We start from the raw sequence: 25,459 nt of genomic DNA on the forward strand, positions 1-25,459 counted from the left end.
CGATCGCTAGGATGGAGCCGGACCGTCCGGTCCACAACGTGATCTTCCGGAGGAATCTCTTGCGAGCTCGGGTACTCGTGTCCGTCGCCGTTGCGGCATCCATCGCGCTCGGCGCCACCGGCTGCGAGTTCATGTCGCCCGCGCACACCAAGGAGATCAAGCAGATCACCGACGGCGTGAACGTGACGACCGGCGACCTCGACATCCGCAACGCGCTCTTCATCTCGGACGACGCCGACGACGCCCGCTTCATCGGCACGCTCATCAACCGCGACGCCTCGGACGACATCACCCTGTCGATCGAGGTCGGGGGCGACACCCAGACCGTCGTGGTCCCGGCGAACGGTCGCGTCGACCTCGGCGCGAACACCCCGTCCTCGGCGAGCACCGCCGGCGGCGACTCGCAGGAGGGCGCCGGCTCGCAGGGCTCCGAGGTCGCGGACTCGAAGGCCGTGCTGTTCGACGCCTCCGACGTCGTCGCCGGGTCCCTCGTGAAGACCTACTTCTCGTACTCCGGTGCCGAGGGCGTCTCGGCGTCCGTCCCCGTCCTCACGAGCTCGCTCGAGGAGTACCAGACCCTCGCACCGACCCCCACCCCGTCGAGCTCCGCGACCTCGCCGTCGGAGAGCGGCAGCCGCCCGACCGGTGACGCGACCGCTCCGGGCACGCAGCCGAGCGACTCGCAGACCGACTCGTCCGAGGGCGACAGCGGCTCGAACTGACCACGCTGCGCGCCGGACCGGCGCGCACCAGACGCAACGCACCGGGGGCCCGGTGCCGGCCTTCCGGACCGGCACCGGGCCTCCACTGCGTGACAGCTCGCGTCAGCCCTCGATCCGGTACCCCAGGCCGCGGACCGTCACCAGGATCTCCGGGGCGCTCGGCACCCGCTCGATCTTCGAGCGGATCCGCTTGATGTGCACGTCGAGCGTCTTCGTGTCGCCGAAGTAGTCGGAGCCCCACACCCGGTCGATGAGCTGCCCGCGGGTCAGCACCCGGCCGGCGTTGCGGAGGAGCAGCTCGAGGAGCTCGAACTCCTTGAGCGGCATCGGCGTCTCGGACCCGTCCACCGACACCGTGTGGCGCTCGACGTCCATGCGGATGCCACCGACCTGCAGGATGCCGCTGTCGCCCGGGTCGTCCTCGGTCCGACGGCGCAGCACCGCCCGGATCCGCGCGAGCAGCTCCCGCGTCGAGTACGGCTTCGTCACGTAGTCGTCGGCGCCGAGCTCGAGCCCCACGACGATGTCCACCTCGGAGTCCTTCGCGGTGAGCATGATGATCGGGACGTTCGACCGGGTGCGGACCTGGCGGCACACCTCGGTGCCGCTCAGCCCCGGCAGCATGAGGTCGAGCAGCAGGAGGTCGGGGTTCTCCGCGTCGAACTTCGACAGCGCGGTCACGCCGTCCGCGGCGACGGAGGTCTCGTAGCCCTCTCGCTGCAGGAGGAACTCCAGGGGCTCGCTCAGGGCCGGCTCGTCGTCGACGATGAGGATCTTGGTCACGATGGCTGCTCTTCCAGTTGCTCTTCGAGTGCGGTGGTGAGGTCGGGATCCGCCTCGGGCAGGCGGATCGTGAAGGTCGAGCCCTTCCCGGGCTGGGACCAGACGCGCACGTCGCCGCCGTGGTTGCCGACGACGTGCTTGACGATCGCGAGTCCGAGTCCGGTCCCGCCGGTGGCTCGCGACCGTGCCGGATCGACGCGGTAGAACCGCTCGAACACGCGGTCGAGATCGGACTCGGGGATGCCGACGCCCTGGTCGGTCACCGCGATCTCGACGAACCCCTTCGACAGCCGCACGCCGACACCGACGCGTGTGTGGTCCGGGGAGTACTTGACGGCGTTCGCGATGAGGTTCGACACCGCGACCTGCAGCAGCCCCGGGTCGCCCATGACCCGGAGCTTCGACTTCTTCGCGCGCACCAGCTCGATCGACCGTGCCCGCGCGACGACCTCGTTCGCGTCGACGGCGGCCTGCACGACCTTGTCGATCGACGTCTCCTCGCTGTTCTCGAGCGTGTCGACGGACTGCAGGCGGGACAGCTCGATGATGTCCTTCGTCAGGGCGCCGAGCCGCTCGGACTCGGTGACGAGCTGCGAAGCGAACTTCTTCACGTGGTCCGGGTCGTCGGCCGCGAGCACGAGGGTCTCGGAGAGCAGCCCGATGGCGCCGATGGGTGTCTTGAGCTCGTGCGAGATGTTGGCGACGAAGTCGCGACGGACCTCGTCGATGCGCCGGCTCTCGGTCAGGTCGTCCGCCGTCAGGAGCACGTACCGGTTGCCGAGCTGCGCGGCTCGGAAGCTCAGGTAGCCGATCAGCTCCCCGCGTCGGCCGCGCGGGAGCTCGAGGTCCTCGGAGCCCATCTCGCCGCTCCGACGGACCCGGTCGACGAGCTCGACCAGCTCGTCGTGCACGAGCTTGCGCCGGACCACCAGCCCGACCGTGAGCGCCTGCGGGGACGCGGCGACGACCGTGTTCGACGGGTCGACCACCACGGCCGGGTTGTGCATCGTGGCGATGACCGCGGCGACACCGTCGGGCAGCGTCCGCTCGGCGACGTCGGCTGCCCGGGCCGTGCGCTCGGCCGTGATGATCAGCACCACGACACCCGCGCCGAACACCCCGCCGAGGAGCATCGACAGTGGCACGAGCCACGCGTTGTCCATGCCGCCAGTGTAGGGACGGTCACACGGGGTTCCGACGCCGTTCACCCGCCCGGGCCTGCTTTCCCGCTGCTCGGGACGAGGTGTTCAGCCGCAGGTCACCGTTCGTTCACCTGGGCTGACGACACTCGTCCGGTACGCATCAGAGAGGCACATCCCCCATGCGCGAAGTCTTCCAGCAGGAGCTCCAGGACGTCCAGGAGCGTCTGACCGAGATCGCCGGGCTCGTCGAGTCCGCGATCACCCGTGCGACCCAGGCGTTCAGCGAGTCCGACGTCGCCCTCGCCGAGGAGGTGATCGCCGACGACGCCAAGATCGACCAGGCGGCGAACAGCCTCGACGAGATCGCGATCGACATCCTCGCCCGCCAGGCACCGGTCGCCCGCGACCTCCGTGTCGTCGTGACCGCCCTCCGCGTCAGCTCCTCGCTCGAGCGCATGGGCGACATGGCCGAGCACATCGCGCAGCTCGCCCGCCAGCGCTTCCCCGAGAAGGTCGTGCCGAAGGGCCTGCGCCCCACGTTCAAGCAGATGGGCGCGCACGACGTGCAGATGGCCCAGAAGCTCACGCGCCTGCTCGCCACCGAGGACATCGCCCTGGCCGCGGAGATCCGCGACGAGGACGACGCCGTCGACGAGCTGCACGCGAGCGTGTTCGACTTCGTGCTCGGTGAGACCTGGAAGGGCAACCCGATCGACACGGTCGACGCGACCCTCGCCTCGCGCTACCACGAGCGCTTCGCCGACCACGCGGTCTCGATCGCGAAGAAGGTCGAGTACCTGGCGACGGGTGACTGGGCCGGCGCCGCGTCGGTGACGACCTCCCCCGCCTGACGGGTTCTGCCAGGATCGTGGCATGGCTCAGGTCGCGATCGTCGTCAACGGGATGCCCGGTTCGGGCAAGAGCACGGTCGGGGCCGCCCTGGCCGAGGTGCTCGGCTGCCCCTTCCTGTCGAAGGACCGCATCAAGGAGCCCCTCGCCGACGTGGTCGGCCCGATGATCGGGTCCCGCGAGCTCGGGGGCATCACCATGGACACGATGTGGTCGATGGCACGGGCCGTCGAGAACGGGGTCGTCCTCGACGCCGTCTGGCTGCCGTCACGGGACCGCGACCGCCTGGAGGCCGGGCTCGCCACCGCCGGGTCGCCGCGCGCTGTCGAGGTCTGGTGCCACGTCGACCGGGTCACCGCCGCAGAGCGGCTGCGCGACCGGTACGAGCCCGGCACCCTCCCGGTCCGCCACGAGGTGCACGGCGACCTGACGGACGTGCTCGCGTTCTGGGACGAGCACGGCGACACCGCCGGGCCCGTCGCGCTGCCGGGCGTCCCCGTCGTGCGCGTCGACACCGGTCGGCCGTACGACGTCGGCGCGCTCGTGCAGGAGATCGCCGCGCACTTCGTCTGAGATCGCGCCCTGGACGACCGAACGCCCCGCCGGAGACCGGCGGGGCGTTCGTCGTCGTGCTGGTGCTACTTCTTGGCGCCCTGCGCGGCGACCGCTGCGGCACCGGCGGCGGCGGCCTCGGGGTCGAGGTAGTACGAGGGCTTCGTGGGGCGGAAGTCGTCGTCGAGCTCGTACACGAGCGGGATGCCCGTCGGGATGTTGAGGCCCGCGATGTCGTCGTCGGAGATGCCGTCGAGGTGCTTCACGAGCGCGCGCAGCGAGTTGCCGTGGGCCGTGACGAGGACGGTCTTCCCCTCGCCGAGGTCCTTCGTGATGTCCGACTCCCAGTACGGCAGCAGACGGTCGATCACGAGCTTGAGCGACTCCGTGCGGGGCAGCTGGTCGCCGAGCTCGGCGTAGCGGCGGTCCCCGGCCTGCGACCACTCGGCGTCGTCGGCGATGGGGGGCGGCGGGACGTCGAACGACCGACGCCACTCCATGAACTGCTGCTCGCCGTACTGCTCGAGCGTCTGGGCCTTGTCCTTGCCTTGCAGGTCGCCGTAGTGGCGCTCGTTGAGGCGCCAGTCGCGCTTCACCGGCAGCCAGGCCAGGTCGGCCTCGAGCAGCGCGATGTCGGCGGTCTGGATCGCCCGGGTCAGCAGCGACGTGTACAGGACGTCCGGGACGATGCCCGACCCGGCGATGAGCTCGCCGGCGCGCTTCGCCTCCTTCTCGCCCAGCTCGCTGAGTCGGACGTCGACCCAGCCGGTGAACAGGTTCTTCTGGTTCCAGTCACTGTTGCCGTGACGCAGCAGGACGAGCGTGGAGGTCATGCCCCGAGTCTACCGAGCGGGTGCGCCTCGGTACCCTGGGCTGCATGCCCATCGGGAACGTCACGCGCGGGACCACCGGGTACAACCGGCTCCGTCGCGTCGACCGGTGGATCGCGACGCTGCCGGCGCTCCGGCGCACCGCCGACCCGCTCGTCGCGGACGTCGGCTACGGCGCCCGCCCGACGACCACCCTCGAGCTCCGCGACCGGCTGGTGCGGGTCCGTCCCGACGTCGAGGTGACGGGCATCGAGATCGAACCGGCCCGGGTCGCGCTCGCGAACGCGGGCACCCGGGACGGGGTGACCTTCCGGCTCGGCGGCTTCGAGACGCCGACGCCCGGCGGTCGCCGGCCCGTCGTGATCCGCGCGTTCAACGTCCTGCGGCAGTACGACGAGTCCGCCGTGGTCGACTCGTGGCGGATCATGCAGGACCGGTTGCAGCCCGGTGGGGCGCTCGTCGAGGGCACCTGCAACGAGGTCGGCCGGGTGGCGTCCTGGGTGACGCTCGACGAGCACGCGCCGCACACCTTCACGGTGTCGCTGCGGGTCGCCGACCTCGAACTGCCGAGCATCGTCGCCGAGCGGCTGCCGAAGGCGCTCATCCACCGGAACGTCCCCGGGGAGCGGGTGCACGCGTTCCTGCTCGACCTCGACCGGGCGTGGGCCGTCGCCGCCCCGCTCGGCACGTACGGCCCGCGGCAGCGGTGGATCGCCACGGTGCAGGGCGTGCGCGACCGGGGCTGGCCCGTGCTGCACGGGGTGTCCCGGTGGCGCCTCGGCGAGCTCAGCGTCCCCTGGTCGGCCGTCGCCCCCGCCTGACGGCGTGCCGCGCCCACGCCTGCGCGCCAGCACGAGGCTCGTGCCAGCGGACACGTTCGCGATCCGACCGCCGCGAAGATGTCCGCCTGGGCGAGCCTCGCAACGCCGCACGCCGCACGCCGGACACCGCACGCCGGACACCGTCCCGCCGACTAGCTCCGACGGACGGCGCCGAGTCGCGGCAGACGCGGGACGTTCGCCGTCGCTCCGGCGCCGGGCGGCACGATGACCTCCTGCGCTGCGGTGACGACGACGTCGTCCACGGTGAGCGTCAGCGTCGCCGCGGGGTCGAGCGAGCGCTTCACGACGGCGAGACCGACCGGCCCGAGCTCGTGGTGGAGCGCCGACGCGGTGAGCCGCCCGACCTCGTTCCCGTCGAGCTCGACCGCGGTCCCCGGCGCGGGGAGCACGCCGTCGGAGCCGTCGAGGTGGAGCATGACGACCCGACGCGGCGGATGGCCGAGGTTGTGCACCTTGGCGACGGTCTCCTGCCCGCGGTAGCAGCCCTTCGACAGGTGCACGGCGGAGCGGAGCCAGTCGAGCTCGTGCGGGATCGTCCGGTCGTCGACGTCGGTCAGGGTCGGGCGCCAGGCGGCGATCCGCAGCGCCTCGAACGCGAGCAGCCCCGCGACCGGCGCACCCGTCGCTGCCAGCGCGGCCGCGGCCTCCGGGGTGACCACGTCGATGCGGAGGGTCCAGTCGGCGCCGGGGTGGGCCTCCCCTGCGGCGTAGCCCCACCCACCGGGCGCGACCGACGACCACGGGTCGACCCACTCGACGACCACGTCGTCCGGGGCGGACGACCCGTCGAAGCGGCCGAGCGTGACGAGGTCCGCCGAGCGGTCGGCGACCTCGACGCGGAGCATGAAGCGCATCGTGTCGAGCCACGCAGCGAGCGGTGCCGCGTCGGCGGGCTCGGTGAGGAGCCACGCGACCGACCCGTCGTCGACGACGCGGGCGGCGTGCTCGACCCGGCCGGACTGGTCGAGCACGAGCGTCTCGGTGCTCGCTCCCGGCTCGAGCCCGGTGAGCAGCTGCGACGTGATCGAGTTGAGCCAGGAGAGCCGGTCCGGACCGCTGACCGTGACGACGCCGAGCCCGAGCTCGACGACCGCGCGACCGGCGGCGAGCGCGCGCTGCTCGCCGGTCGGGTTGCCGAAGTGCGCCGCGGGCCCCTGCGGTGCGGCGACGAAGCCCGGACGGTCGGCGAAGACGGCCATCAGTCGACCTTCGCGAGCTGCCCCGAGGCGTGCGACGTGAGCTGCTGCCCGAGTGCGGCGATGTCCCAGGCCCAGAACAGCTTGCCCTCGACCAGGCCGTAGAGCCGGGTGGCGGCGGAGTAGTCCTTCGCGTTCGGCGAGCGCATCACCGCGTCGGTGGCCAGGTCGATCCGGCCCTTCTTGACGCGGCCGACGTAGAGCTCGTTGACGCCCGTCGGGTGGATGATCGCGGCCTCGACGTCGAAGCCGTCGGTGGTGTTGCGGAGCGCCTCGACGCTCTCCACCGTGGTGAAGGGCACCGGACCGTCGCCCATCAGCATCGCGGGACCGCGGTCACCGGGCTCGCTCGGGCGATCGATGCGCCAGTAGCCCATCTCGGCGGCCAGCGGCGTGTGCTCGTCGTCGAGCAGCCACGAGGTCGACGAGTAGTTGAGGTAGGGCAGCCCGTCGTGGCTGAAGCTCACGCGCTGGCCGAACTCGTACTTCCGGGGCTCGTCCTCGCCGTCCACGGGGTACTCGACGACGCCCGTGCCCTCCCAGACACCGACGAGCCACGACAGCGGGACGAGTTCGGGTGCCAGGCCCTCGGGCAGTTCGATCAACGCTGACCCTTGAACAGCTTCACGACGACGACGACCGAGATGAACGCGATCGCGAGCGACGCCAGGCCGAGGAGGCCCACGTAGAACAGCTCGAGCGCAAGCAGCGAATCCATGCCGCGAGTCTACGCGGGACGCCTGACGGCGCCAGGGCCGGGCACCGCGGGTCGCGCGGGCGGTCAGCGCGCCAGCAGGACCACGGCGGTCACGAGCACGACGACGAACGCCCCGGAGGACGCGATGCTGATCCGCTCGACCAGCCCGTCCTTCGTCGCGGTGATGAGCTGCAGCACGAAGCTGACGAGCACGCACAGCACGAACACGAGGAGCAGCCACGCGAAGGAGTCCTGCCGCGTGAGGGTGAGGACGAGCACCGCGCCGACGACCGCGAGCACCCACACCGGCAGCACGGAGGTCAGCCGCAGACGGCGCTGGTCGAGGGGCGGGACGGGCTCGGTCACGCGCTCCATCATGACAGGGCCGTGCCCGCGTGGGCGTCGGACCGACCAGCCGGTCGGCGGGCGGTTGCGCGGGCATCACTAGGATGGCTCCACGACTCCCCCTCGTTCTGGAGGTCCTGTGGCCCAGCTCCTGGTACTCACCTCAGCCGCGCCCGGCGACGTCCTGCCGAGCCTCGGTCTGCTGAGCCACCGGATCCGTCACGTCCCCGCCGAGGCCGCCCAGCTGGTCAACGCGCCGCAGAGCGACCTGATGTTCGTGGACGCCCGCACCGACCTGGTCAGCGCGAAGGCCCTCTGCAAGATCCTCGCGACGAGCGGGTCGACGACGCCGATCGTCCTCGTCGTCACGGAGGGCGGCCTGACCGCAGTGAACAGCGAGTGGAACGTCGAGGACGTCGTGCTCGAGACCGCGGGTCCGGCCGAGGTCGACGCGCGCATCCGCCTGACCACGGGTCGTGCCGCCAAGAACCCGACGGGCTCGAAGATCCAGGCCTCCGGCGTCGTCATCGACGAGGCCAGCTACTCGGCGAAGGTGCGCGGACGCCCGCTCGACCTGACCTTCAAGGAGTTCGAGCTCCTCCGCTTCTTCGCAACGCACCCGTCGCGGGTGTTCACGCGTGAGCAGCTCCTCAGCGAGGTCTGGGGCTACGACTACTTCGGCGGCACGCGCACGGTCGACGTGCACGTGCGACGGCTCCGCGCGAAGCTCGGCGACCTCGAGTCGCTCATCGGCACCGTCCGGAACGTCGGCTACCGCTTCAACGTCCACGACGACGAGGCCGAGCGCCTGGCGGACCGGTAGTGCTCGCCGTCGTCGAGATGCTCGCGAGCGCGTCGGTCGCCTCGGGCGAGGCGCCGCCGTTCTCCGACCAGACCCTGGTCGACGTGCGCGCCGGCCGCGCGACGGTGGTCGGCGACGAGCGCGGGGTGGCGGTCGTCCGTGACGGCGAGCTGGAGCTCGTGGTCGCCCGGGAGGCCCGTGGCCAGGGCGTCGGCTCGGCCCTCGTCGCGCAGGTGCTCGCCCCGGGCGGCGGGGCCGCGACCCCGCCGGACCCCACGCCCCGGCTCGCGTGGGCGCACGGGGACCACCCGGCCGCACGCGCGCTCGCCGACCGGTACGGCTGGACCGCCGTCCGCACGCTCCTGCAGCTCCGGGCGCCGATCGCCACCGAGCCCGTCGACCCGCGGGTGCCGGAGGGCTGGAGCCTGGACGCGTTCCGCGCCGGGGACCCGGCCGACGAGGACGCCTGGCTGACCCTGAACGCGGCGGCCTTCGCGCACCACCCCGAGCAGGGTCGGATGACGCTCGACGACCTCCGTGCCCGCGAGGCCGAGGCGTGGTTCTCCGGCGACGACCTCCTGCTCCTCCGCGACGCCGACGGGGCGCTCGCCGGATCGTGCTGGCTCAAGGTCGAGGACGGCACCGGGGAGTTCTACGCGGTGGCCGTCCGGCCCGACCTGCAGGGGCAGGGTCTCGGCGGCGTGCTGATGCGCGCGGGGACGGCGCGTCTGGCGGGCCGGGGCCTGACCGCGGCGGCGCTCTACGTCGAGGGCGACAACGAACCGGCGCTGGCGCTCTACCGCCGGTCGGGCTTCACCCGGCACGCGATCGACGTGCAGTACGCCGCGGACGACGCCGAGCGGTCCTGACCGGGCCGGTCCTGACCGGGCCGTTCCCGAGACCCCTCGTTCACCCGCGCGCTCCCCGGCGTCCACCCGCGCTCCACCGACCGTGCCGGGCGGGTGGCAGGATGGCGACATGGACACCGAACCGCAGCTCGACGGCGAATCCGTCGCCCCCGACCTCGACGACTTCGACGAGGTCGTCGAGATCGAGCACGAGTCGCTGCCCTCGGACCGCTACTTCGACCGCGAGCTGAGCTGGCTGCGCTTCAACCAGCGCGTGCTCGAGCTCGGCGAGGACCGCACGCAGCCGCTCCTCGAGCGCGCGAACTTCCTGGCGATCTTCGCGTCGAACCTCGACGAGTTCTTCATGGTCCGGGTGGCCGGGCTGAAGCGCCGCATCGACACCGGCATCGCGGTGCCGACGAACGTGGGCCGCGCCCCGAGCGACGTCCTGCGGGACATCGCGGCGAAGGCGCACGAGCTGCAGGACCGGCACGCCCAGGCGTTCATCGACTCGCTCAAGCCGGACCTCGACGCCGCGGGCATCCACGTCGAGCACTGGTCCGACCTCGACGAGGCCGACCGGCTGCGCATGCGCGAGTACTTCAACGAGCAGATCTTCCCGGTGCTCATGCCGCTCGCGGTCGACCCGGCGCACCCGTTCCCGTACATCTCCGGGCTGTCGCTCAACCTCGCGGTCCGCGTCCGGAACCCGAAGTCGCAGCGCCAGGAGTTCGCGCGCCTCAAGGTCCCGCAGAACTTCTCGCGCTTCATCGCGCTGCCCGACGACGGCTCCGGCCGGATGCGCTTCATCCCCCTCGAGGACCTCATCGCGAACCACCTCGACGACCTGTTCCCGGGGATGGAGGTCCTCGAGCACCACGTGTTCCGGGTCACCCGCAACGAGGACGTCGAGATCGAGGAGGACGAGGCCGAGAACCTCATCCAGGCCCTCGAGCGCGAACTGCTCCGCCGTCGGTTCGGACCGCCGATCCGTCTCGAGATCACCGAGGACATGGACCCGGTGACCCTCGACCTGCTCGTGCGCGAGCTCGACGTCACCGAGCAGGAGGTCTACCGCCTGCCGTCGCCGCTCGACCTCGGCGGACTGTTCGAGATCGCCAAGATCGCCCGTCCCGACCTGCACTACCCGCGCCACGTGCCGACGACGCCCGTGCAGTTCCAGCCGGGCGAGCCGAACACGAAGCCCGACCTGTTCCGCGCGATCGCGGCGCGCGACGTGCTCGTGCACCACCCGTACGAGTCCTTCGCGACGAGCGTCCAGGCCTTCCTCGAGCAGGCCGCCGCGGACCCGAACGTGCTGGCCATCAAGCAGACGCTGTACCGGACCTCCGGTGACAGCCCCATCGTCGAGGCACTGATCGACGCCGCCGCCGCGGGCAAGCAGGTGCTGGCGCTCGTCGAGATCAAGGCGCGCTTCGACGAGCAGAACAACATCGGGTGGGCCCGGAAGCTCGAGAAGGCCGGCGTGCACGTCGTCTACGGCCTGGTCGGGCTGAAGACGCACTCGAAGCTGGTGCTCGTGATCCGGCAGGAGGGCGGCACCCTCAAGCACTACAGCCACATCGGCACGGGCAACTACAACCCGAAGACCTCGCGCATCTACGAGGACATGGGCCTGTTCACCGCGGACGACACCGTGGGCAAGGACCTGACGCGGCTGTTCAACGAGCTGTCCGGCTACGCGATCGAGAAGAAGTTCAAGCGCCTGCTCGTCGCGCCGCTGCACCTCCGCAAGGGGCTCGTGAAGCGCATCCAGGCCGAGGCCGAGAACGCCCGCGCCGGGAAGCCGTCCGGCATCCGCATCAAGGTCAACTCGATGGTCGACGAGCAGGTCATCGACGCGCTCTACCTCGCGAGCCAGGCCGGGGTGCCGGTCGACGTGTGGGTCCGGGGCATCTGCTCGCTGAAGCCCGGCATCGAGGGCGTGAGCGAGACCATCCGCGTCCGCAGCGTCGTCGGCCGCTACCTCGAGCACTCGCGGGCGTTCACGTTCCACAACGACGGCGACCCGCTCGTCTTCATCGGGTCGGCGGACATGATGCACCGCAACCTCGACCGCCGCGTCGAGGCCCTGGTCCGCCTCGTCGACCCCGCGCACACCGCCGAGGTCCAGGAGATGTTCGACCTCGCGATGGCGGACACGACGAGCTCGTGGCACCTCGAGTCCGACGGCGAGTGGACGCGCCACTCCACGGACGACGACGGTCGCCCGCTCGCGGACGTGCAGAATGTGCTCATGCGGAAGATCTCGGCCCGGAAGCGCTCGGCTCGGTGAGCGGCGGCCCCTCGGGCCCCGTCGTCGCGGCGGGGGCGGTCGTCTGGCGCGAGCGCGACGGCGTCCCGCTCGTGCTGCTCGTGCACCGTGACCACCACCAGGACGTCTCCCTGCCGAAGGGCAAGGTCGACCCGGGCGAGAGCGTCCCGACGACCGCGGTCCGCGAGATCGCCGAGGAGACGGGGTACCGCGTGCACCTCGGTGCGCCCCTCGGCACGGCGGAGTACGTCCTGCCGAGCGGCCGCGACAAGGTCGTGCACTACTGGTCGGCGCGCGTCGGCTCGAAGGAGTTCGAGCGGGCCGGGCGGTTCCGCCCCAACGACGAGGTCGCCGCCATCGACTGGGTGACGATCGACGACGCCCGCGCCCGGCTCACGTACGAGCGGGACGTCGCGATCCTCGACCGCTTCGCCGAGCGCGTCGCGGCCGGCGAGCACCGCACGTTCGCGCTCATCGCGCTCCGGCACGCGAAGACCGTGCCCGGATCGGACTGGGACGGCCCCGACGCCACCCGGCCGCTGCTGCCCGTCGGACGGTCGCAGGCCAGGGCCGCCGCCGCCCCGGTCGCGGCCTTCGGCCCGAAGAAGATCGTCAGCAGCACGGCGGCGCGGTGCCTCGCGACCGTCGAGCCGCTCTCGGCCCGGACGAAGATCGGTGTCTCGAGCACGGCCGACATCAGCCAGGACGCCCACGACCGGGGCGCGGCCGACGTCAAGGGCGTGGTGCAGAAGCGCATCGCGAAGGCGAAGTCGACCGTCCTGTGCTCGCACGGGCCGGTCCTGCCGGACATCGTCGCGCGCATCGCCGCGGCGACGGCCGACGACCGCCGTCGCTTCGACCTCCGGCGGGCCGCCATGCTGTCCGTCGGGGACTTCGCGGTCCTGCACATCGCCGGCGAGAAGCTCGTCGCGGTCGAGACCCACCGGAACACCGTCCCGGCCTGACCGGAAGCGGACCGACGTGGCGGAGCTGCGCCGCGCCTCCAGACCGATGCATCTGCATCATCCGGATCGTCGCACAGTGAGACCGATCATGCACCCGCTCGCGCGTCCGCGCACGTGTTCCGGACCGGGCACAACCCCTCGTTCACCTCCCGTTCACCGATGAGCGTCATCCCCGTCACCTCGCGTCCCTACAGTCGCTCCCGGGTCAGCACCGGCCCGAGGGACCAGCAGCGGTCCCACCTGCAATGACATTCCCGAAGGGACCCCTGTGAACATCAAGCGATTCGGTTCGATCGCAGCGATCGCGATCGCCGGCGCCGTCGTGCTCTCCTCCTGCGCGGCGAACGAGGGCGGCAGCGGCGAGTCCGCGGCTCCGACCTCGAGCTCCGGCACCGACTACTCGAAGCTCTCGGGCACGCTGACCGGCTCCGGCTCCTCCGCACAGCAGACCGCCGAGGCCACCTGGGCCGCCGGCTTCCAGAACGTCGCCTCCGGTGTGACGGTCAACTACTCGCCGGACGGCTCCGGCGCCGGCCGCAAGAACTTCATCTCGGGTGCGGCGGACTTCGCCGGCTCCGACGCCGCGCTCAAGGACGAGGAGCTCTCCGGCTCCTTCGACCTGTGCAACGCCAAGGCCATCGACATCCCGGTCTACATCTCCCCGATCGCGATCGCCTACAAGATCGACGGCGTCAGCGACCTGACCCTCGACGCGAAGACCATCGCGGGCATCTTCTCGGGCAAGATCACCAAGTGGAACGACTCGCAGATCGCCGCACTGAACGACGGCGTCGACCTGCCGGACGCGAACATCACGGTCGTGCACCGCTCGGACGACTCGGGCACCACGCAGAACTTCTCCGAGTACGTGTCGGCGAACGCGTCGGACGTCTGGACCGAGGCTCCGAGCCAGACCTTCCCGTACCAGGTCGGTGACTCGGCGAAGGGCACCTCGGGTGTCGCGTCGGCGATGGCCAGCGCCTCGAACGCCATCACCTACATCGACGACTCCGGCGCCGGTGACCTCGACAAGGCCAAGCTCATGGTCGGCGACAAGGCCACCGAGATCTCGGCCGAGGGCGCTGCCAAGGTCGTCGCGGACTCCGAGACGGTCTCCGGCCGTGAGGACAACGACCTCGCGATCGACATCAACCGCAAGGACACCGCCGAGGGTGCGTGGCCGCTGGTCCTCGTCTCCTACGCGATCGCCTGCCAGGAGTACAAGGACTCCGCCAAGGGTGAGCTCGTGAAGGGCTACCTCGACTACGTCGTCTCGAAGGACGCGCAGGACGCCGCCGCGAAGGAGGCCAAGTCGGCCGCCCTCTCGACCGACCTCGCGGAGAAGGCCGCGAAGGCCGTCGCCTCCATCAAGTAACGCCCCCTGAGCACCCGGACGCCGGTCCCACCCAATCGACCGGCGTCCGGGTTCTCGCCCGTCCGGCCCAGCGCCCGACGCCAGTCCGGCCCAGCGCCCGACGTCCGCCCGGCCCGAGGCCGGGAACCCCGCACCACCCCGTCGCCTCCCCCGGCCGCTCCTGACCGAGCACGGCCTCCCCTCCGACAGGAGTCCCATGACGACCGCACCGGCCCAGCCAGGGGCCACCGTCTCGCCCACCAAGCCGAAGGCCGTCGTCCGCGTCGGCGACCGGGTCTTCTCGACCGCCTCGGTGGTCGCGGGCAGCCTGATCCTCTTCGTGCTCGTGCTCGTCGCCGCCTTCCTGGTCTGGCAGAGCATCCCCGCGTTCAGCGCGAAGGTCGGCGAGCTGCCGAACAACGCGACGAGCTTCTGGGACTACGTCGGTCCGCTCGTCTTCGGCACGATCTGGTCCGCGCTCATCGCACTCGTCTTCGCGGTGCCGCTGTCGCTCGGCATCGCCCTGTTCATCTCGCACTACGCCCCGCGGCGCATCGCGCCGCTGCTCGGCTACGTGATCGACCTGCTGGCCGCGGTGCCGTCGGTCGTCTACGGCCTCTGGGGCATCGTGGTCCTGGCGCCGTTCGTCAAGCCGTTCTACGGCTTCCTCAACGAGTACCTCGGCTGGTTCCCGCTGTTCTCCGGCCAGGTGTCCGGCACCGGCCGCACGATCCTGACCGCGTCGATCGTGCTCGCGGTGATGGCGATCCCGATCATGACCGCGGTCATGCGCGAGATCTTCCTGCAGGCGCCGACCCTCAACGAGGAGGCCGCGCTCGCCCTCGGAGCGACCCGGTGGGAGATGATCCGTCTGTCGGTCCTGCCGTTCGCGAAGTCCGGCATCGTGTCCGCGATCATGCTCGGCCTCGGCCGCGCGCTCGGCGAGACGATGGCGATCGCCCTGGTGCTCTCGGTGTCGACGAACGTCACGTTCCAGATGCTGACATCGCTCAACCCCTCGACGATCGCGGCGAACATCGCGCTGCAGTTCGCCGAGGCGTCCGGCACCGCGTTGAACGCCCTCGTCGCGTCGGGCCTGATCCTCTTCGTCATCACCCTGCTCATCAACATGCTGGCGCGCTACATCGTGCGCAAGCGGGTCTCCTGAGAGGTCGCGCCCCGATGTCACTCGCTCTCCGTCAGACCGGCGTCGCCGGCAACGTCTACGCCAACGGCAAGCTGCACAAGTCCGTGCCGTGGCTGCTCCTCATCGGCTCGTGGGTCGCGCTGATCGCGGTCTTCGCCCTGCTCAACGCGGGCGGTGCCGTCCGTGACTTCAACGTCGTCGCGGCCCTGTTCCTCGGCACGGTCCTCTTCGACGTGCTCATCGTCGTCGTCTCGCGCATCGTCGAGGGCGGCCGCAAGGCGGTCGACCGCCTCGTGACGTCGCTGGTCGCCACGGCCTTCGTCGTCGCCGTCCTGCCGCTGGTGTCGCTCCTCTGGACCGTGGTCGCCGACGGTGTCGCCCGCTTCGACGCCACGTACTTCAGCTCCTCGATGCGCGGCGTCATCTCCGAGGGCGGCGGGGCCCTGCACGCCCTCATCGGCACGCTCGAGATCACGCTCTTCGCGGCGCTCATCTCGGTGCCGATCGGCCTCCTCACCTCGATCTACCTCGTCGAGTACGGCAAGGGCGCCCTGGCGAAGGGCATCACGTTCTTCGTCGACGTCATGACCGGCATCCCCTCGATCGTCGCGGGCCTCTTCGCATACTCGCTCTTCGCGCTCTTCCTCGGCCCGGGCGCCCGCTTCGGCCTCGTCGGCTCCATCGCCCTGAGCGTGCTGATGATCCCCGTGGTCGTCCGCTCCACCGAGGAGGTCCTGAAGATCGTCCCGATGGAGCTCCGCGAGGCCTCGTACGCCCTCGGCGTCCCGAAGTACCTGACGATCCTCAAGGTGGTCCTGCCGACCAGCCTCGCCGGCATCACCACGGGCGTCATGCTCTCGATCGCCCGCGTCATCGGTGAGACCGCGCCGCTGCTCGTCACCGCCGGCTTCACCGCGAGCATGAACTACGACCTGTTCAAGAACCCGATGATGACCCTGCCGGTGTTCGCGTACACGCAGTACTCGCAGCAGGGCGCCAACCCGGTACCGTTCGTCGACCGGGCCTGGACGGCTGCGCTCGTGCTCATCCTCATCGTGATGGTGCTCAACCTGCTCGCCCGCTTCATCACCCGCCTCTTCGCCCCCCGGCTCCCGCGCTAGCGCCGAGCACGCACGGTCAGACCACCCCACCCCGAAGGAAACCACGTGTCCAAGCGCATCGAGGTCGACGGCCTCAACGTCTACTACTCGAAGTTCAAGGCCGTCGAGGGCGTCGACATGACGATCGAGCCCCGCACCGTCACCGCCTTCATCGGCCCGTCGGGCTGCGGCAAGTCCACCTTCCTCCGCACGCTCAACCGCATGCACGAGGTCATCCCCGGCGCCTACGTCGAGGGCTCGGTCAAGATCGACGGCGACGACCTGTACGGCGCCGGGGTCGACCCGGTGCTCGTCCGCCGTCAGGTCGGCATGGTGTTCCAGCGCCCGAACCCGTTCCCCACGATGTCCATCCGCGACAACGTGCTGGCCGGTGTGAAGCTCAACAACAAGCGCATGTCGAAGTCCGAGTCCGACGACATCGTCGAGCGCTCGCTGCAGGGCGCGAACCTCTGGAACGAGGTCAAGGACCGCCTCGAGAAGCCCGGCATGGGCCTGTCCGGCGGGCAGCAGCAGCGTCTCTGCATCGCCCGTGCGATCGCGGTGCAGCCGGACGTCCTGCTCATGGACGAGCCGTGCTCGGCGCTCGACCCCATCTCGACGCTCGCGATCGAGGACCTGATCGAGGAGCTCAAGAAGGACTTCACGATCGTCATCGTCACGCACAACATGCAGCAGGCGTCGCGCGTCAGCGACAAGACCGCCTTCTTCAACATCGCGGGCACCGGTGCACCCGGCAAGCTCATCGAGTTCGACGACACGGCGACGATGTTCTCGAACCCGTCGGTGCAGGCGACCGAGGACTACGTCTCGGGTCGCTTCGGTTGATCTGCCGTCGGACCGTCGCCTGACGGTCGGCCTGGAGGCCCGGTGCACGTCCGCCACGGACGGCACCGGGCCTCGCTGCGTCTGCTGGTGGGACGCGTCTGCCGGTACGACGCTTCGGCTGGCACGGCACGCCCACCGACGACGACGGGCGGGCAGCGGATGCTCCGCTGCCCGCCCGTGTCGTGCTGTGCTGTGCTGCTAGGCCTGCGTGGTCGGGACCGCCATGATCGGCGTCGTGGTCGGCTGGTCGGAGCCGCCCTCGGGCTCGACCGTCATGCCGATGGTCGCGCCCTGCGCCAGCTGTCCGTCGAGGACCGCCGTGTGCACCCCGTTGCGGGCACCGTCGACCAGGCCGGCCGGGACGATCTTCCCGCCCTCGCTGCCGATGTACCAGAGCTCGTAGGTCTTGCCCTCGGGCGCCTGCTCGACACCGTCGAGGATCACCGCCGAGCGTCCGACGTCGTGCGACCAGACGACCGTGGCCGAACCGCCGCCGGCGACCTTCGCGGTCGAGCGCTGGAAGTCCGCCGCGGCGTAGATCGAGTCGAGCGTGCCGGAGGCCTGCGTGGTGCCCGGGCCGGTGCCCTCGGACTGGCCGAAGTTCGTCCCGACGCCGAGCCCGACGCCGAGGAACACGACGGCGACGGCGGCCGACGCCGCGAGTGCGGCGGCCGGGCGCTGGAACCAGCGGCGGCGAGCCGTCGCTGCGGCGCGACCCTCGGCCGGAGCCGTGGGAGCGGACGAGGCGAGGGACGTGACGGGCTCGGCCGGGGCCTCCAGGCCGGTGACCGGAGCGTCGGTGCCGAGGTCGGACGCCGGAGCGGTCTGCTCGGCGACCGGGGCCGCCTGCGGGGTCCGGGCGATCTGGGCCATCAGCGACGTCTTCAGCGACGACGGCGGCTCGATCGGTTCGACGGCGTAGGCCAGCTGCAGCGCGGTCTCGCGGAGCGAGTCCGCCTCGGCCTGCAGCTCGGGCGACGTCGTGAGTGCGTACTCGAGCAGCGCGCGCTCGTCGTCCGAGAGGGCGTCCAGTGCGTGCGACCCGGTGAGCAGGGCGGGGTCGTCGTGTCGGGTGTTCATGACGTCACTCCCATCTCGTCTCGGAGTCGGATCATCCCGTCACGGAGACGGGTCTTGACGGTGCCGATCGGGACACCGAGCCGTTCGGCCATCTCGCTGTGCGAGTAGCCGCCGTAGTACGCGAGCTGCACGGCCTGCCGTTGGAACTCGGTCAGCTTGCCGAGCGCCCGACTGACGCGTTCGTGCTCGATCCGGATCTCGACCGACTCCGACACCTGGTCGAAACCGGCCTCGAGGTCGCGGATCCCGATCCGGGTGTCCCGGTCGTGCGACGCCTGCGACGCCCGGATCCGGTCGACCGCCCGTCGGTGGGCCATGGTGAGCACCCAGCTGGCGGCGGTCCCGCGGGAGCGGTCGAACCGGGTGGCCTGCTGCCAGACCTCGAGGAAGACCTCCTGCGTGACCTCCTCGGACTGCGCCCGGTCCTTGAGGAGCCGGATCACGAGTCCGAGCACGCGGCCGGACAGGGCGTCGTAGAGTTCGGAGAAGGCAGGCTGGTCGCCGGTGGCGACGCGGGCGAGCAGGTCGTCGGGCGACACGGGTGCGGGCTCGTCGGAGCGCCAGGCCTCGGTGTCATGTTCCACGAGCGCTAGCATTGCAGGTTTCCCCCCTCTCGGTGGCATCAGGGTCGACACACGCGTTCACTTCGCAGGGTCGGGTTCGGGTGATCGGGTCCTCGCGGCGGGTACGTGGGCGAGGGCAGCGCGACCCGCAGGGAATTGACCGGCGGGTACCGGACCGGGTCACGCTGGCCCTCACTGTGACGTCCGCGAGGAGCGTCACACCCTCTCTTCGGCACCGTCCCCTGAACGGATTGGGAGCAGCTGCGACGGACGCTCGTCCCGGAGCCGTCAGCAGGGGCACGCTGCGACCGTCGGGGGCACGCCCGGCCGCGCATCGTGTCCACCGAGAGTGAACACGGTCGCTCGTCCAGCGAGCGTCTCGTACGATGGGTGTCGCCGGGCCGCAGCAAGCCCCGGGCTCCAAAATTCGCCGCTTCGAGCGGCCTCGCGCCGAGAGGCGCTTCTGCGGCCCGGTCTTCTGCTGTCCGGGCGGTGTCCTGCCTGTCCGGGCGGACGCGTCCGCGGTCGCGTCAGCGCAGTCGGTCGCGGCAGCGCGCTCGAGTCAGTCCAGGCTGTCGCGACGCCAGAGCGCCGCCGCCTCGGTGAGGTCCGCGGCGAGTTCCGTGAGCCGGAGTGCGCGCCGGGTCAGCTCGCTCGCACGCGGTCCCGCCGTCAGGTCGGCGTCGTCGGCGACCGACGTCGCGCCCGCCGCGGTCAGCCGGCAGAACGCCGCTCCGCGGTCGAGTGCCACCGCGAGGTCGCCCGTGTACAGGCCGTGCAGGATGCGGTCCGCGAGCGTGAGGATCTCCGCCGGACCCGTCGGCTGCTCGGCGCCCGCGACGGCCTCGTCGATCGTGCCGATCCGCTCCGTGCCGCGCTCGAAGAAGTACGCGATCTCCTCCGGGTTCTGCCGGATGACGACGCGGACGAGGTAGATGCGCCACAGGGCGCCCGGCAGGGTGTGCGCCCCCACGCGCGCCCAGAGCTCGGCGATCGCGTCGATGCCGTGCACGTCCGTGTAGGTCACCAGGCGCTCGACCACCGCAGGGTCCGGGTCCTCCCGCACGCGGTGCAGCAGGGCGTTCGCGGTCTCGTGCGCGACGCGGTTCACCAGCGCCGGGTCGTCGCCGCCCTGGATCGCGGCGAACTCCTTGTCGGTGAAGTGGACGGGGCGGTGGTGATCGCGAGGCACCCGGCGAGTGTAGGCACGGCCGCCGACGCGCGCGCCCCCCGTTCGCCCTGGACGCAACCCCGACCCTCCGCGTACCGTGCTCGGGCGGGGAGGCGGTCCCTCCCCGACGTGAGGAACCCGGAGTGAGGAAGAGGTCACCCCATGAACGCCCTGCTCGTGGTCCTGGCGGTCGTCGCGGTCGTCCTGCTGTTCATCGGCGGCATCGTCGCGAGCCTGAAGCTCCTGCTGTTCGTCGGGATCGTGCTGTTCGTCGTCGCGCTCGTCGCGTGGATCGTGCGTGCCCTGACCGGGCGCCGGAGCTGAGGCGTCGCCGCCGGTCCCTCCCGCCGGGTCGCAACCGCTAGCCTTGCGGGTGAGGGCCTCTAGCTCAGTCGGTAGAGCACCGGACTTTTAATCCGAGGGTCGTGGGTTCGAGCCCCACGGGGCCCACATGCGCGCTCTTCCTCCGACGCTGCATCGGGTGCTCCCCTGGCTCGTCGCGGGGGTCGTCCTGGTCGTCGCGACTGCGGCGTCCTGGGCACTGCCGGGAGCCACGAGCGTCGACCTCCGCCAGAGCCCAGACCGGGCGCCGTGGACGACCACCCTCTCGTGCGCCGACGTCGAGCGCTGAGCGGGGTACAAGTCGTCCTCAGCAGGTTCATGGTGCGTCTTGTGCACAGTTCAGTCTCCGTTCAGCGGACTGTTGGCCCCGCGCCGATAGTGTCGTGCCCGGTCCCGATCAGCGGACCGAGCACGAACGCAGCACGACAGAACGGACGGGGTACACCGTGACCGAGCCCATCGACGCCACGCAGGCCAGCACCACCGGTGACGCGCGCCGCATCGTGGAGCTCGCAGCAGCGACGAACACCACGATGAGCAACCAGCTCCTCCTCGACACCCTCCGCCGCAACGCGCGCGTCACGACGCGGCACATCCGCACGGACTTCCTCGAGGTCGCGACGGCCACGACCGTGCTCGGCTACGTCTGCCGCCAGGGCAAGGCGTACGTCGCCCTGCGCGGTGACGACCCGGCCTGGGCGCAGGAGATCGGCCGCTACGGCACCGAGTCCCTCGCGGTCGAGGCACTCCGGATGCGTCGCGCCTGAGCGCCTCGGATCCGCAGCGGTCGGTCAGGACCAGACGCGGCGGATGCCCCAGGTACCCGTCCACGACTCGTCCGGCTCGAGCCACCGGAGCCCCTCGCCGGAGTTGAGCGCGTTCGCGGGCGCCGTCATGGGCTCCACCGCCACCGCGAGTCCGGTGCCGTCGCCACGGGGGAACTCTCGCGAGGTGAAGACCTGCACGTACGGGAACGACGCGTCCTGCCAGAGCTCGACGCCGTCGCCCTCGGGCCCGTGCAACGTCGTCCGTCGCACGCCGTCCGCGTCGGGCGTGACGTCGCGGTAGGCGGTGTCGAGGTCGGCGTCCCCGGCCCGCTGCCCGCTCCGCAGGTCGTAGGGCGTGCCCTCGACCGGGACGGTGCCGTCGGGGATCTTGTGCTCGTCGACGGTGAAGGCCGTCGCCGCGTCGAGCGTCACGACGAGGTCCTCCGCCGGGGTGTCCCCGGCGCGCAGGTACGGGTGCGCACCGACGGCGAACGGCGCGCGGACGCCGGACCGGTTGACGATCGTGTGCGTCACGCGGATGCCGTCGTCGACGAGCTCGTGGTGCACGCGGGTCTCGAGCGTGAACGGCCAGCCGTGCTGCGGGTGGATCGTCGCCTGCTGCACGATGCCCGACCCGGTCTGCTCGACCACGCGGTAGGGCGAGAAGCGGAGCAGGCCGTGCGAGGCGTTGCCGTACTTCGGCTCGGTGACGTCGAGCTGCTGGCGCTTCCCGTCGAGCTCCCACACGGCACCGGCGACGCGGTTCGGCCACGGGACGAGCACGATGCCGTCCGCGCCCGGCGGGAGCGTGGTCACGGGGAACGGCTCGGTCAGGTCGAAGCCGGCGACCCGGAGCTCCCGGATGCCCGCGGCGACCTCGGTGACGACGGCCTCGACGACGCCGTCCGGTCCGGCGTGACGGAGGTGGTACTGCCCTCCGGTGGGTGCTGCTGCGGTCATGCGGTCCCGTCCTTCCGTGCTGCTTCGTCGTCCTGTCCGCCGTCGGCCACCACGACCTCGACCCCGGCCGCCCGGATCGGGGCGACCGCATCCACCGTGGCCCCGGCGGTGACGACGACGTCGATGTCCTCGAGCGGGCGGACGCGGCCTCGGTGTGCCCGGCCGAACTTCGAGCCGTCCGCCACCACGACCGTACGCCCGGCGGTCGCGGCGAGCATCCGCTTCGCCTCGGTCTCGGGCAGGTTCACGTTGGTGAGCCCGTGCTCGACGTCGAGCCCGGTCCCGCTGATGAACGCCAGGTCGGCGGCGATCGCGGGCAGGACGGCACCCATGAACGGTGCGACGAGGGAGTGCTGGAGCGGGCGCAGGGTACCGCCCGTGACGACCACCGTGAAGCGCGGGACGGCCGGTTCCAGGGCGAGCGCCGTCGTGAGCGAGTTGGTGACGACGGTGACGTCGGTCAGGTCCTCGCGCGCGACCAGGGCCGACGCCACGGCGGCCGGCGTCGTGCCGACGTCCAGCACCACGCACTGTCCGGAGCGGACGAGGTCCGCCGCGGCGCGCCCGATCGCGGCCTTGGCCACCTGGTGCTCGACGGCGGTCTCCTCGAGCGGACGCTCGCCGGAGCCGGCCCCGAGGCGGACGGCACCGCCGCGCACCCGGCGGATGCGGGCCTCCAGTCCGAGCGTCGCGAGGTCCTGCCGGACCGTCACCTCGCTCGTGCCGAGCGCGGCGGCCAGCGCCGCGGTGCGGACGAGACCGGGGGCTCCCTCGACGATGGACACGATCCGGTCCTGTCGGAGGGGCGCGGGCAGCGAGCCGGCCAGGAAGAGGTCGTCGTCGCGCACGGGACGAGTTTCGCGCACTTGCGGAGGCTTTCGCAATGCTTCACGGACGCGCTAGGCTCGTGCGGTGATCACCAAGCGCGTGACGACGCTCGCCGACGGCCGCGAGCTCATCTACTTCGACGACGCCGACACGCAGCTGCCCGCCGAGCGCAGCATCGACGAGCGCGTCCTCGACCCCCGGCCCGAGACCGCGCGGATGCGGCAGGACGTCCTGACCGGCGAGTGGGTGTCCATCGCGTCGAGCCGGCAGAACCGCGTGTTCCTGCCGCCGGCCGACCAGGACCCGCTCGCACCGCAGACCACGGCAAACCCGTCCGAGATCCCGAGCCGCTACGACGTCGCGGTGTTCGAGAACCGCTCGCCGTCGTTCGGCCCGTTGCTCGAGGCCGAGGACGCCCCGGAGTCGCTCGACTCGCTGTCCGACGTCGGCCTGAACCGCCAGCTCCGGAGCGTCGGCCGTTGCGAGGTCGTGTGCTTCTCCCCCGAGACGAGCGGCTCGTTCGCCTCGATCTCCGAGTCCCGCGCTCGCACCGTGGTCGAGGCGTGGGCGGACCGCACCGCGGCGCTGTCCGCGATGCCCGGCATCCAGCAGGTGTTCCCGTTCGAGAACCGCGGCGAGGCGATCGGCGTGACGCTGCACCACCCGCACGGGCAGATCTACTCGTACCCGTACGTCACGCCCCGCACGCAGCGCCTGCTCGCGTCGATCGAGCGCTTCGGTCCGGACCTGTTCGAGCAGCACCTCGCGAACGAACGGGCCTCCGAGCGCGTGGTCCTGCAGGGCGAGCACTTCACCGCGTTCGTGCCGTTCGCTGCGCGCTGGCCCATCGAGATCCACATGCTGCCGCACCGCCACGTCCCCGACTTCGCGGGCCTGACCGAGGCCGAGAAGGACGAGCTCGCGCACATGCACCTGCGGCTCACCCGCGGGCTCGACGCGCTCTACGACACCCCGACGCCGTACATCGCGGCGTGGCACCAGGCGCCGGTGCACACCGCGCGCGACACCGTGCGGCTCATGCTGCAGATCACGTCCCCGCGCCGCGCGGCGGACAAGCTCAAGTTCCTGGCCGGCAGCGAGGCCGCCATGGGCGCCTGGATCGGGGACCTCGTGCCCGAGAAGGCGGCCGAGTTCATCCGAGGAGGGATCGAACGCGCATGACGTTCCAGCAGGTGTACGGGTACGAGCCGGCGGTGCGGTACTCCGCCCCCGGTCGCGTCAATCTGATCGGCGAGCACACCGACTACAACGACGGCTACGTCCTGCCGTTCGCGATCGACCGGCGCACGGTCGCCTCGATCGGGCAGCGCGACGACCGGCTGATCCGCGTCGCATCGGCGTTCGAGCCGGACGCCGTCCACGAGCTCTCGCTCGACGAGCTGGACCCGTCCCGCATGCAGGGGTGGTCCGCCTACGTCTTCGGCATCGCCTGGGCGCTCCGCGAGCAGGCCGGCGCCGACCTGTCCGACAAGACCGGGTTCGACGTCTTCATCGAGTCGGACGTCCCGGTCGGCGCGGGCCTGTCGTCGAGCGCCGCGATCGAGTGCGGCGTCGCGCTGGCGTTCACCGACCTGTGGGAGCTCGACCTCGACCGGAAGACGCTGGCCCGCGTCGGGCAGTACTCCGAGAACCACGCCGTCGGCGCCCCGACCGGGATCATGGACCAGTCCGCGTCGCTCCTCGGTGAGCAGGACGCGGTCGTGTTCCTCGACTGCCGGACGCTCGACACCGCCGTGGTCGACCTGGCGCTCGAGGCGAACGGGCTCGAGGTCCTGGTCATCGACACCCGCGTCGAGCACGCCCACGCCACCGGCGGCTACAAGGCCCGTCGGGACTCGTGCGAGCGGGGCGCGCAGGTGCTCGGCGTCGAGGCGCTCCGCGACGTGTCCGTCGACGACCTGCCCCGCGCCCAGGAGCTGCTCGACGACGAGACCTTCCGCCGTGTGCGGCACATCGTCACGGAGGACCAGCGGGTCCTCGACACCGTCCGCACGCTCCGCGAGCAGGGGCCGCGTGCGATCGGTGACCTGCTCGTCGCCTCGCACGCGTCGATGCGCGACGACTTCGAGATCTCGGTGCCCGAGCTCGACCTCGCGGTGTCGACCGCCCTCGAGCACGGTGCCGTCGGTGCCCGCATGACCGGTGGCGGCTTCGGTGGTGCGGCGATCGCGCTGGTCGACCGGGAGGCCCGTGACACGATCACGACGGCCGTCACGTCCGCCTTCGCTGCGGCCGGGTACCGCGAGCCCACCGTGTTCACGGTGCACGCCGCGCAGGGCGCCCGGCGCGACTGACGGCGCTGCGCGCCGCCGCGCCGCGCGAGGCGCCTCGCGCTTCCGCACAACCGGAAGCGGGGCGGGCGCGGCCGATACGGCGGGGGGCGGGGGGGGCGGTTGTGGGGGGGGGGGGGGGGTTGGGGGGGGGCGGGGCCG

28 protein-coding genes and 1 tRNA gene are annotated in these 25,459 nt (G+C 71.4%); 18 read left to right on the top strand and 11 right to left on the bottom strand.

Annotated elements, in window-relative coordinates:
* Positions 1-77 precede the first annotated feature (77 nt).
* Positions 78-722 carry a hypothetical protein gene (locus QUG92_RS14955; protein WP_182046155.1) on the top strand — a complete coding sequence of 215 codons (645 nt, stop codon included), beginning with the start codon at positions 78-80 and terminating at the stop codon, positions 720-722.
* Between the two features lie 102 nt (positions 723-824).
* Here the strand turns inward: QUG92_RS14955 and QUG92_RS14960 are convergent, their stop codons facing one another.
* Both QUG92_RS14960 and QUG92_RS14965 read right to left on the bottom strand, forming a co-directional pair.
* Positions 825-1,505 carry a response regulator gene (locus QUG92_RS14960; RefSeq protein ID WP_069713300.1) on the bottom strand — a complete coding sequence of 227 codons (681 nt, stop codon included), beginning with the start codon at positions 1,503-1,505 and terminating at the stop codon, positions 825-827.
* Positions 1,502-2,668 (bottom strand): sensor histidine kinase, encoded by a 1,167-nt coding sequence (locus QUG92_RS14965; protein ID WP_069713299.1) that lies wholly within the window; start codon positions 2,666-2,668, stop codon positions 1,502-1,504. The genes QUG92_RS14960 and QUG92_RS14965 overlap by 4 nt, the downstream gene beginning before the upstream one ends.
* Before the next feature lie 158 nt (positions 2,669-2,826).
* On the opposite strand from QUG92_RS14965, the gene phoU reads away from it, so the two are divergent.
* Together phoU and QUG92_RS14975 are read left to right on the top strand one after the other, a co-directional pair.
* Complete coding sequence (gene phoU / locus QUG92_RS14970) at positions 2,827-3,498, top strand: phosphate signaling complex protein PhoU (RefSeq protein ID WP_069713298.1); 672 nt, start codon at positions 2,827-2,829, stop codon at positions 3,496-3,498.
* Positions 3,499-3,520: 22 nt separating this feature from the next.
* Positions 3,521-4,069, top strand: coding sequence for a P-loop nucleotide/nucleoside kinase family protein (locus QUG92_RS14975; RefSeq protein WP_289459760.1), 549 nt, complete (start codon positions 3,521-3,523; stop codon positions 4,067-4,069).
* Positions 4,070-4,134: 65 nt separating this feature from the next.
* On the opposite strand, the gene QUG92_RS14980 is transcribed toward QUG92_RS14975, so the two are convergent.
* Positions 4,135-4,881 (bottom strand): phosphoglyceromutase, encoded by a 747-nt coding sequence (locus QUG92_RS14980; RefSeq protein WP_069713296.1) that lies wholly within the window; start codon positions 4,879-4,881, stop codon positions 4,135-4,137.
* Between the two features lie 44 nt (positions 4,882-4,925).
* Here QUG92_RS14980 and QUG92_RS14985 point away from each other — a divergent pair, with 44 nt between their 5' ends.
* On the top strand, positions 4,926-5,699 hold the full coding sequence (locus QUG92_RS14985; RefSeq protein ID WP_182046152.1) for a class I SAM-dependent methyltransferase: 774 nt from the start codon (positions 4,926-4,928) through the stop codon (positions 5,697-5,699).
* Positions 5,700-5,851: 152 nt separating this feature from the next.
* Here QUG92_RS14985 and ygfZ read toward each other — a convergent pair whose 3' ends face one another.
* The 3 genes from ygfZ to QUG92_RS15000 form a co-directional block, all read right to left on the bottom strand.
* Positions 5,852-6,919: a CAF17-like 4Fe-4S cluster assembly/insertion protein YgfZ gene (ygfZ, locus tag QUG92_RS14990; RefSeq protein WP_289459761.1), complete on the bottom strand. Its 1,068-nt coding sequence runs from the start codon at positions 6,917-6,919 to the stop codon at positions 5,852-5,854.
* Positions 6,919-7,521: a heme-binding beta-barrel domain-containing protein gene (locus QUG92_RS14995; RefSeq protein WP_069713294.1), complete on the bottom strand. Its 603-nt coding sequence runs from the start codon at positions 7,519-7,521 to the stop codon at positions 6,919-6,921. The genes ygfZ and QUG92_RS14995 overlap by 1 nt, the downstream gene beginning before the upstream one ends.
* Positions 7,522-7,697: 176 nt before the next feature.
* Positions 7,698-7,979: a hypothetical protein gene (locus QUG92_RS15000; RefSeq protein WP_182046149.1), complete on the bottom strand. Its 282-nt coding sequence runs from the start codon at positions 7,977-7,979 to the stop codon at positions 7,698-7,700.
* Between the two features lie 118 nt (positions 7,980-8,097).
* Here QUG92_RS15000 and QUG92_RS15005 point away from each other — a divergent pair, with 118 nt between their 5' ends.
* The 8 genes from QUG92_RS15005 (at position 8,098) to pstB (ending at position 17,295) form a co-directional block, all read left to right on the top strand.
* Positions 8,098-8,781, top strand: coding sequence for a response regulator transcription factor (locus tag QUG92_RS15005; RefSeq protein ID WP_069713293.1), 684 nt, complete (start codon positions 8,098-8,100; stop codon positions 8,779-8,781).
* On the top strand, positions 8,781-9,629 hold the full coding sequence (gene mshD, locus QUG92_RS15010; RefSeq protein ID WP_289459762.1) for a mycothiol synthase: 849 nt from the start codon (positions 8,781-8,783) through the stop codon (positions 9,627-9,629). The genes QUG92_RS15005 and mshD overlap by 1 nt, the downstream gene beginning before the upstream one ends.
* A 109-nt stretch (positions 9,630-9,738) precedes the next feature.
* Entirely contained in the window at positions 9,739-11,904 is a 2,166-nt protein-coding gene (locus QUG92_RS15015; RefSeq protein WP_182046147.1) for an RNA degradosome polyphosphate kinase, read from the top strand.
* Positions 11,901-12,848 carry an NUDIX hydrolase gene (locus QUG92_RS15020; RefSeq protein ID WP_182046146.1) on the top strand — a complete coding sequence of 316 codons (948 nt, stop codon included), beginning with the start codon at positions 11,901-11,903 and terminating at the stop codon, positions 12,846-12,848. The genes QUG92_RS15015 and QUG92_RS15020 overlap by 4 nt, the downstream gene beginning before the upstream one ends.
* Positions 12,849-13,116: 268 nt before the next feature.
* Positions 13,117-14,223 carry a phosphate ABC transporter substrate-binding protein PstS gene (gene pstS, locus QUG92_RS15025; protein ID WP_289459764.1) on the top strand — a complete coding sequence of 369 codons (1,107 nt, stop codon included), beginning with the start codon at positions 13,117-13,119 and terminating at the stop codon, positions 14,221-14,223.
* Positions 14,224-14,419: 196 nt separating this feature from the next.
* On the top strand, positions 14,420-15,370 hold the full coding sequence (gene pstC, locus QUG92_RS15030) for a phosphate ABC transporter permease subunit PstC (protein ID WP_069713289.1): 951 nt from the start codon (positions 14,420-14,422) through the stop codon (positions 15,368-15,370).
* A 14-nt stretch (positions 15,371-15,384) separates the two neighbouring features.
* Complete coding sequence (gene pstA / locus QUG92_RS15035) at positions 15,385-16,470, top strand: phosphate ABC transporter permease PstA (RefSeq protein ID WP_182046145.1); 1,086 nt, start codon at positions 15,385-15,387, stop codon at positions 16,468-16,470.
* A gap of 45 nt (positions 16,471-16,515) precedes the next feature.
* Positions 16,516-17,295 carry a phosphate ABC transporter ATP-binding protein PstB gene (pstB, locus tag QUG92_RS15040; RefSeq protein WP_182046144.1) on the top strand — a complete coding sequence of 260 codons (780 nt, stop codon included), beginning with the start codon at positions 16,516-16,518 and terminating at the stop codon, positions 17,293-17,295.
* Between the two features lie 198 nt (positions 17,296-17,493).
* Here pstB and QUG92_RS15045 read toward each other — a convergent pair whose 3' ends face one another.
* The 3 genes from QUG92_RS15045 to QUG92_RS15055 form a co-directional block, all read right to left on the bottom strand.
* Complete coding sequence (locus QUG92_RS15045; RefSeq protein WP_289459767.1) at positions 17,494-18,375, bottom strand: anti-sigma factor; 882 nt, start codon at positions 18,373-18,375, stop codon at positions 17,494-17,496.
* The gene (gene sigK / locus QUG92_RS15050; RefSeq protein ID WP_069713285.1) at positions 18,372-18,971 is read right to left on the bottom strand and encodes an ECF RNA polymerase sigma factor SigK; all 600 of its coding nucleotides are present in this window, start codon (positions 18,969-18,971) and stop codon (positions 18,372-18,374) included. The genes QUG92_RS15045 and sigK overlap by 4 nt, the downstream gene beginning before the upstream one ends.
* A 529-nt stretch (positions 18,972-19,500) precedes the next feature.
* Positions 19,501-20,130 carry a DNA-directed RNA polymerase subunit beta gene (locus tag QUG92_RS15055; protein WP_182046142.1) on the bottom strand — a complete coding sequence of 210 codons (630 nt, stop codon included), beginning with the start codon at positions 20,128-20,130 and terminating at the stop codon, positions 19,501-19,503.
* A 141-nt stretch (positions 20,131-20,271) separates the two neighbouring features.
* Here QUG92_RS15055 and QUG92_RS15060 point away from each other — a divergent pair, with 141 nt between their 5' ends.
* From QUG92_RS15060 to QUG92_RS15075, 4 genes are all read left to right on the top strand, one after another.
* A complete protein-coding gene (locus QUG92_RS15060) occupies positions 20,272-20,433 on the top strand; it encodes a hypothetical protein (protein ID WP_182046141.1) in 162 nt (53 codons plus the stop codon).
* 53 nt (positions 20,434-20,486) lie between these two features.
* A tRNA-Lys gene (locus QUG92_RS15065) sits at positions 20,487-20,559 on the top strand.
* A 31-nt stretch (positions 20,560-20,590) separates the two neighbouring features.
* Positions 20,591-20,740: a hypothetical protein gene (locus QUG92_RS15070; protein ID WP_289459771.1), complete on the top strand. Its 150-nt coding sequence runs from the start codon at positions 20,591-20,593 to the stop codon at positions 20,738-20,740.
* 157 nt (positions 20,741-20,897) lie between these two features.
* Entirely contained in the window at positions 20,898-21,218 is a 321-nt protein-coding gene (locus QUG92_RS15075; RefSeq protein ID WP_069713283.1) for a hypothetical protein, read from the top strand.
* A gap of 24 nt (positions 21,219-21,242) precedes the next feature.
* On the opposite strand, the gene QUG92_RS15080 is transcribed toward QUG92_RS15075, so the two are convergent.
* Both QUG92_RS15080 and QUG92_RS15085 read right to left on the bottom strand, forming a co-directional pair.
* Entirely contained in the window at positions 21,243-22,178 is a 936-nt protein-coding gene (locus tag QUG92_RS15080) for an aldose 1-epimerase family protein (RefSeq protein WP_289459772.1), read from the bottom strand.
* On the bottom strand, positions 22,175-23,026 hold the full coding sequence (locus QUG92_RS15085; RefSeq protein WP_289459773.1) for a DeoR/GlpR family DNA-binding transcription regulator: 852 nt from the start codon (positions 23,024-23,026) through the stop codon (positions 22,175-22,177). The genes QUG92_RS15080 and QUG92_RS15085 overlap by 4 nt, the downstream gene beginning before the upstream one ends.
* A 64-nt stretch (positions 23,027-23,090) precedes the next feature.
* Between QUG92_RS15085 and galT the strand changes: the two genes are divergently transcribed.
* Entirely contained in the window at positions 23,091-24,188 is a 1,098-nt protein-coding gene (gene galT / locus QUG92_RS15090) for a galactose-1-phosphate uridylyltransferase (RefSeq protein WP_289459774.1), read from the top strand.
* A complete protein-coding gene (gene galK, locus QUG92_RS15095) occupies positions 24,185-25,321 on the top strand; it encodes a galactokinase (protein WP_289459776.1) in 1,137 nt (378 codons plus the stop codon). The genes galT and galK overlap by 4 nt, the downstream gene beginning before the upstream one ends.
* Positions 25,322-25,459: the final 138 nt, after the last annotated feature.

It is taken from the genome of Curtobacterium citri (genome assembly GCF_030362955.1).
Classification (GTDB): domain Bacteria; phylum Actinomycetota; class Actinomycetes; order Actinomycetales; family Microbacteriaceae; genus Curtobacterium; species Curtobacterium citri.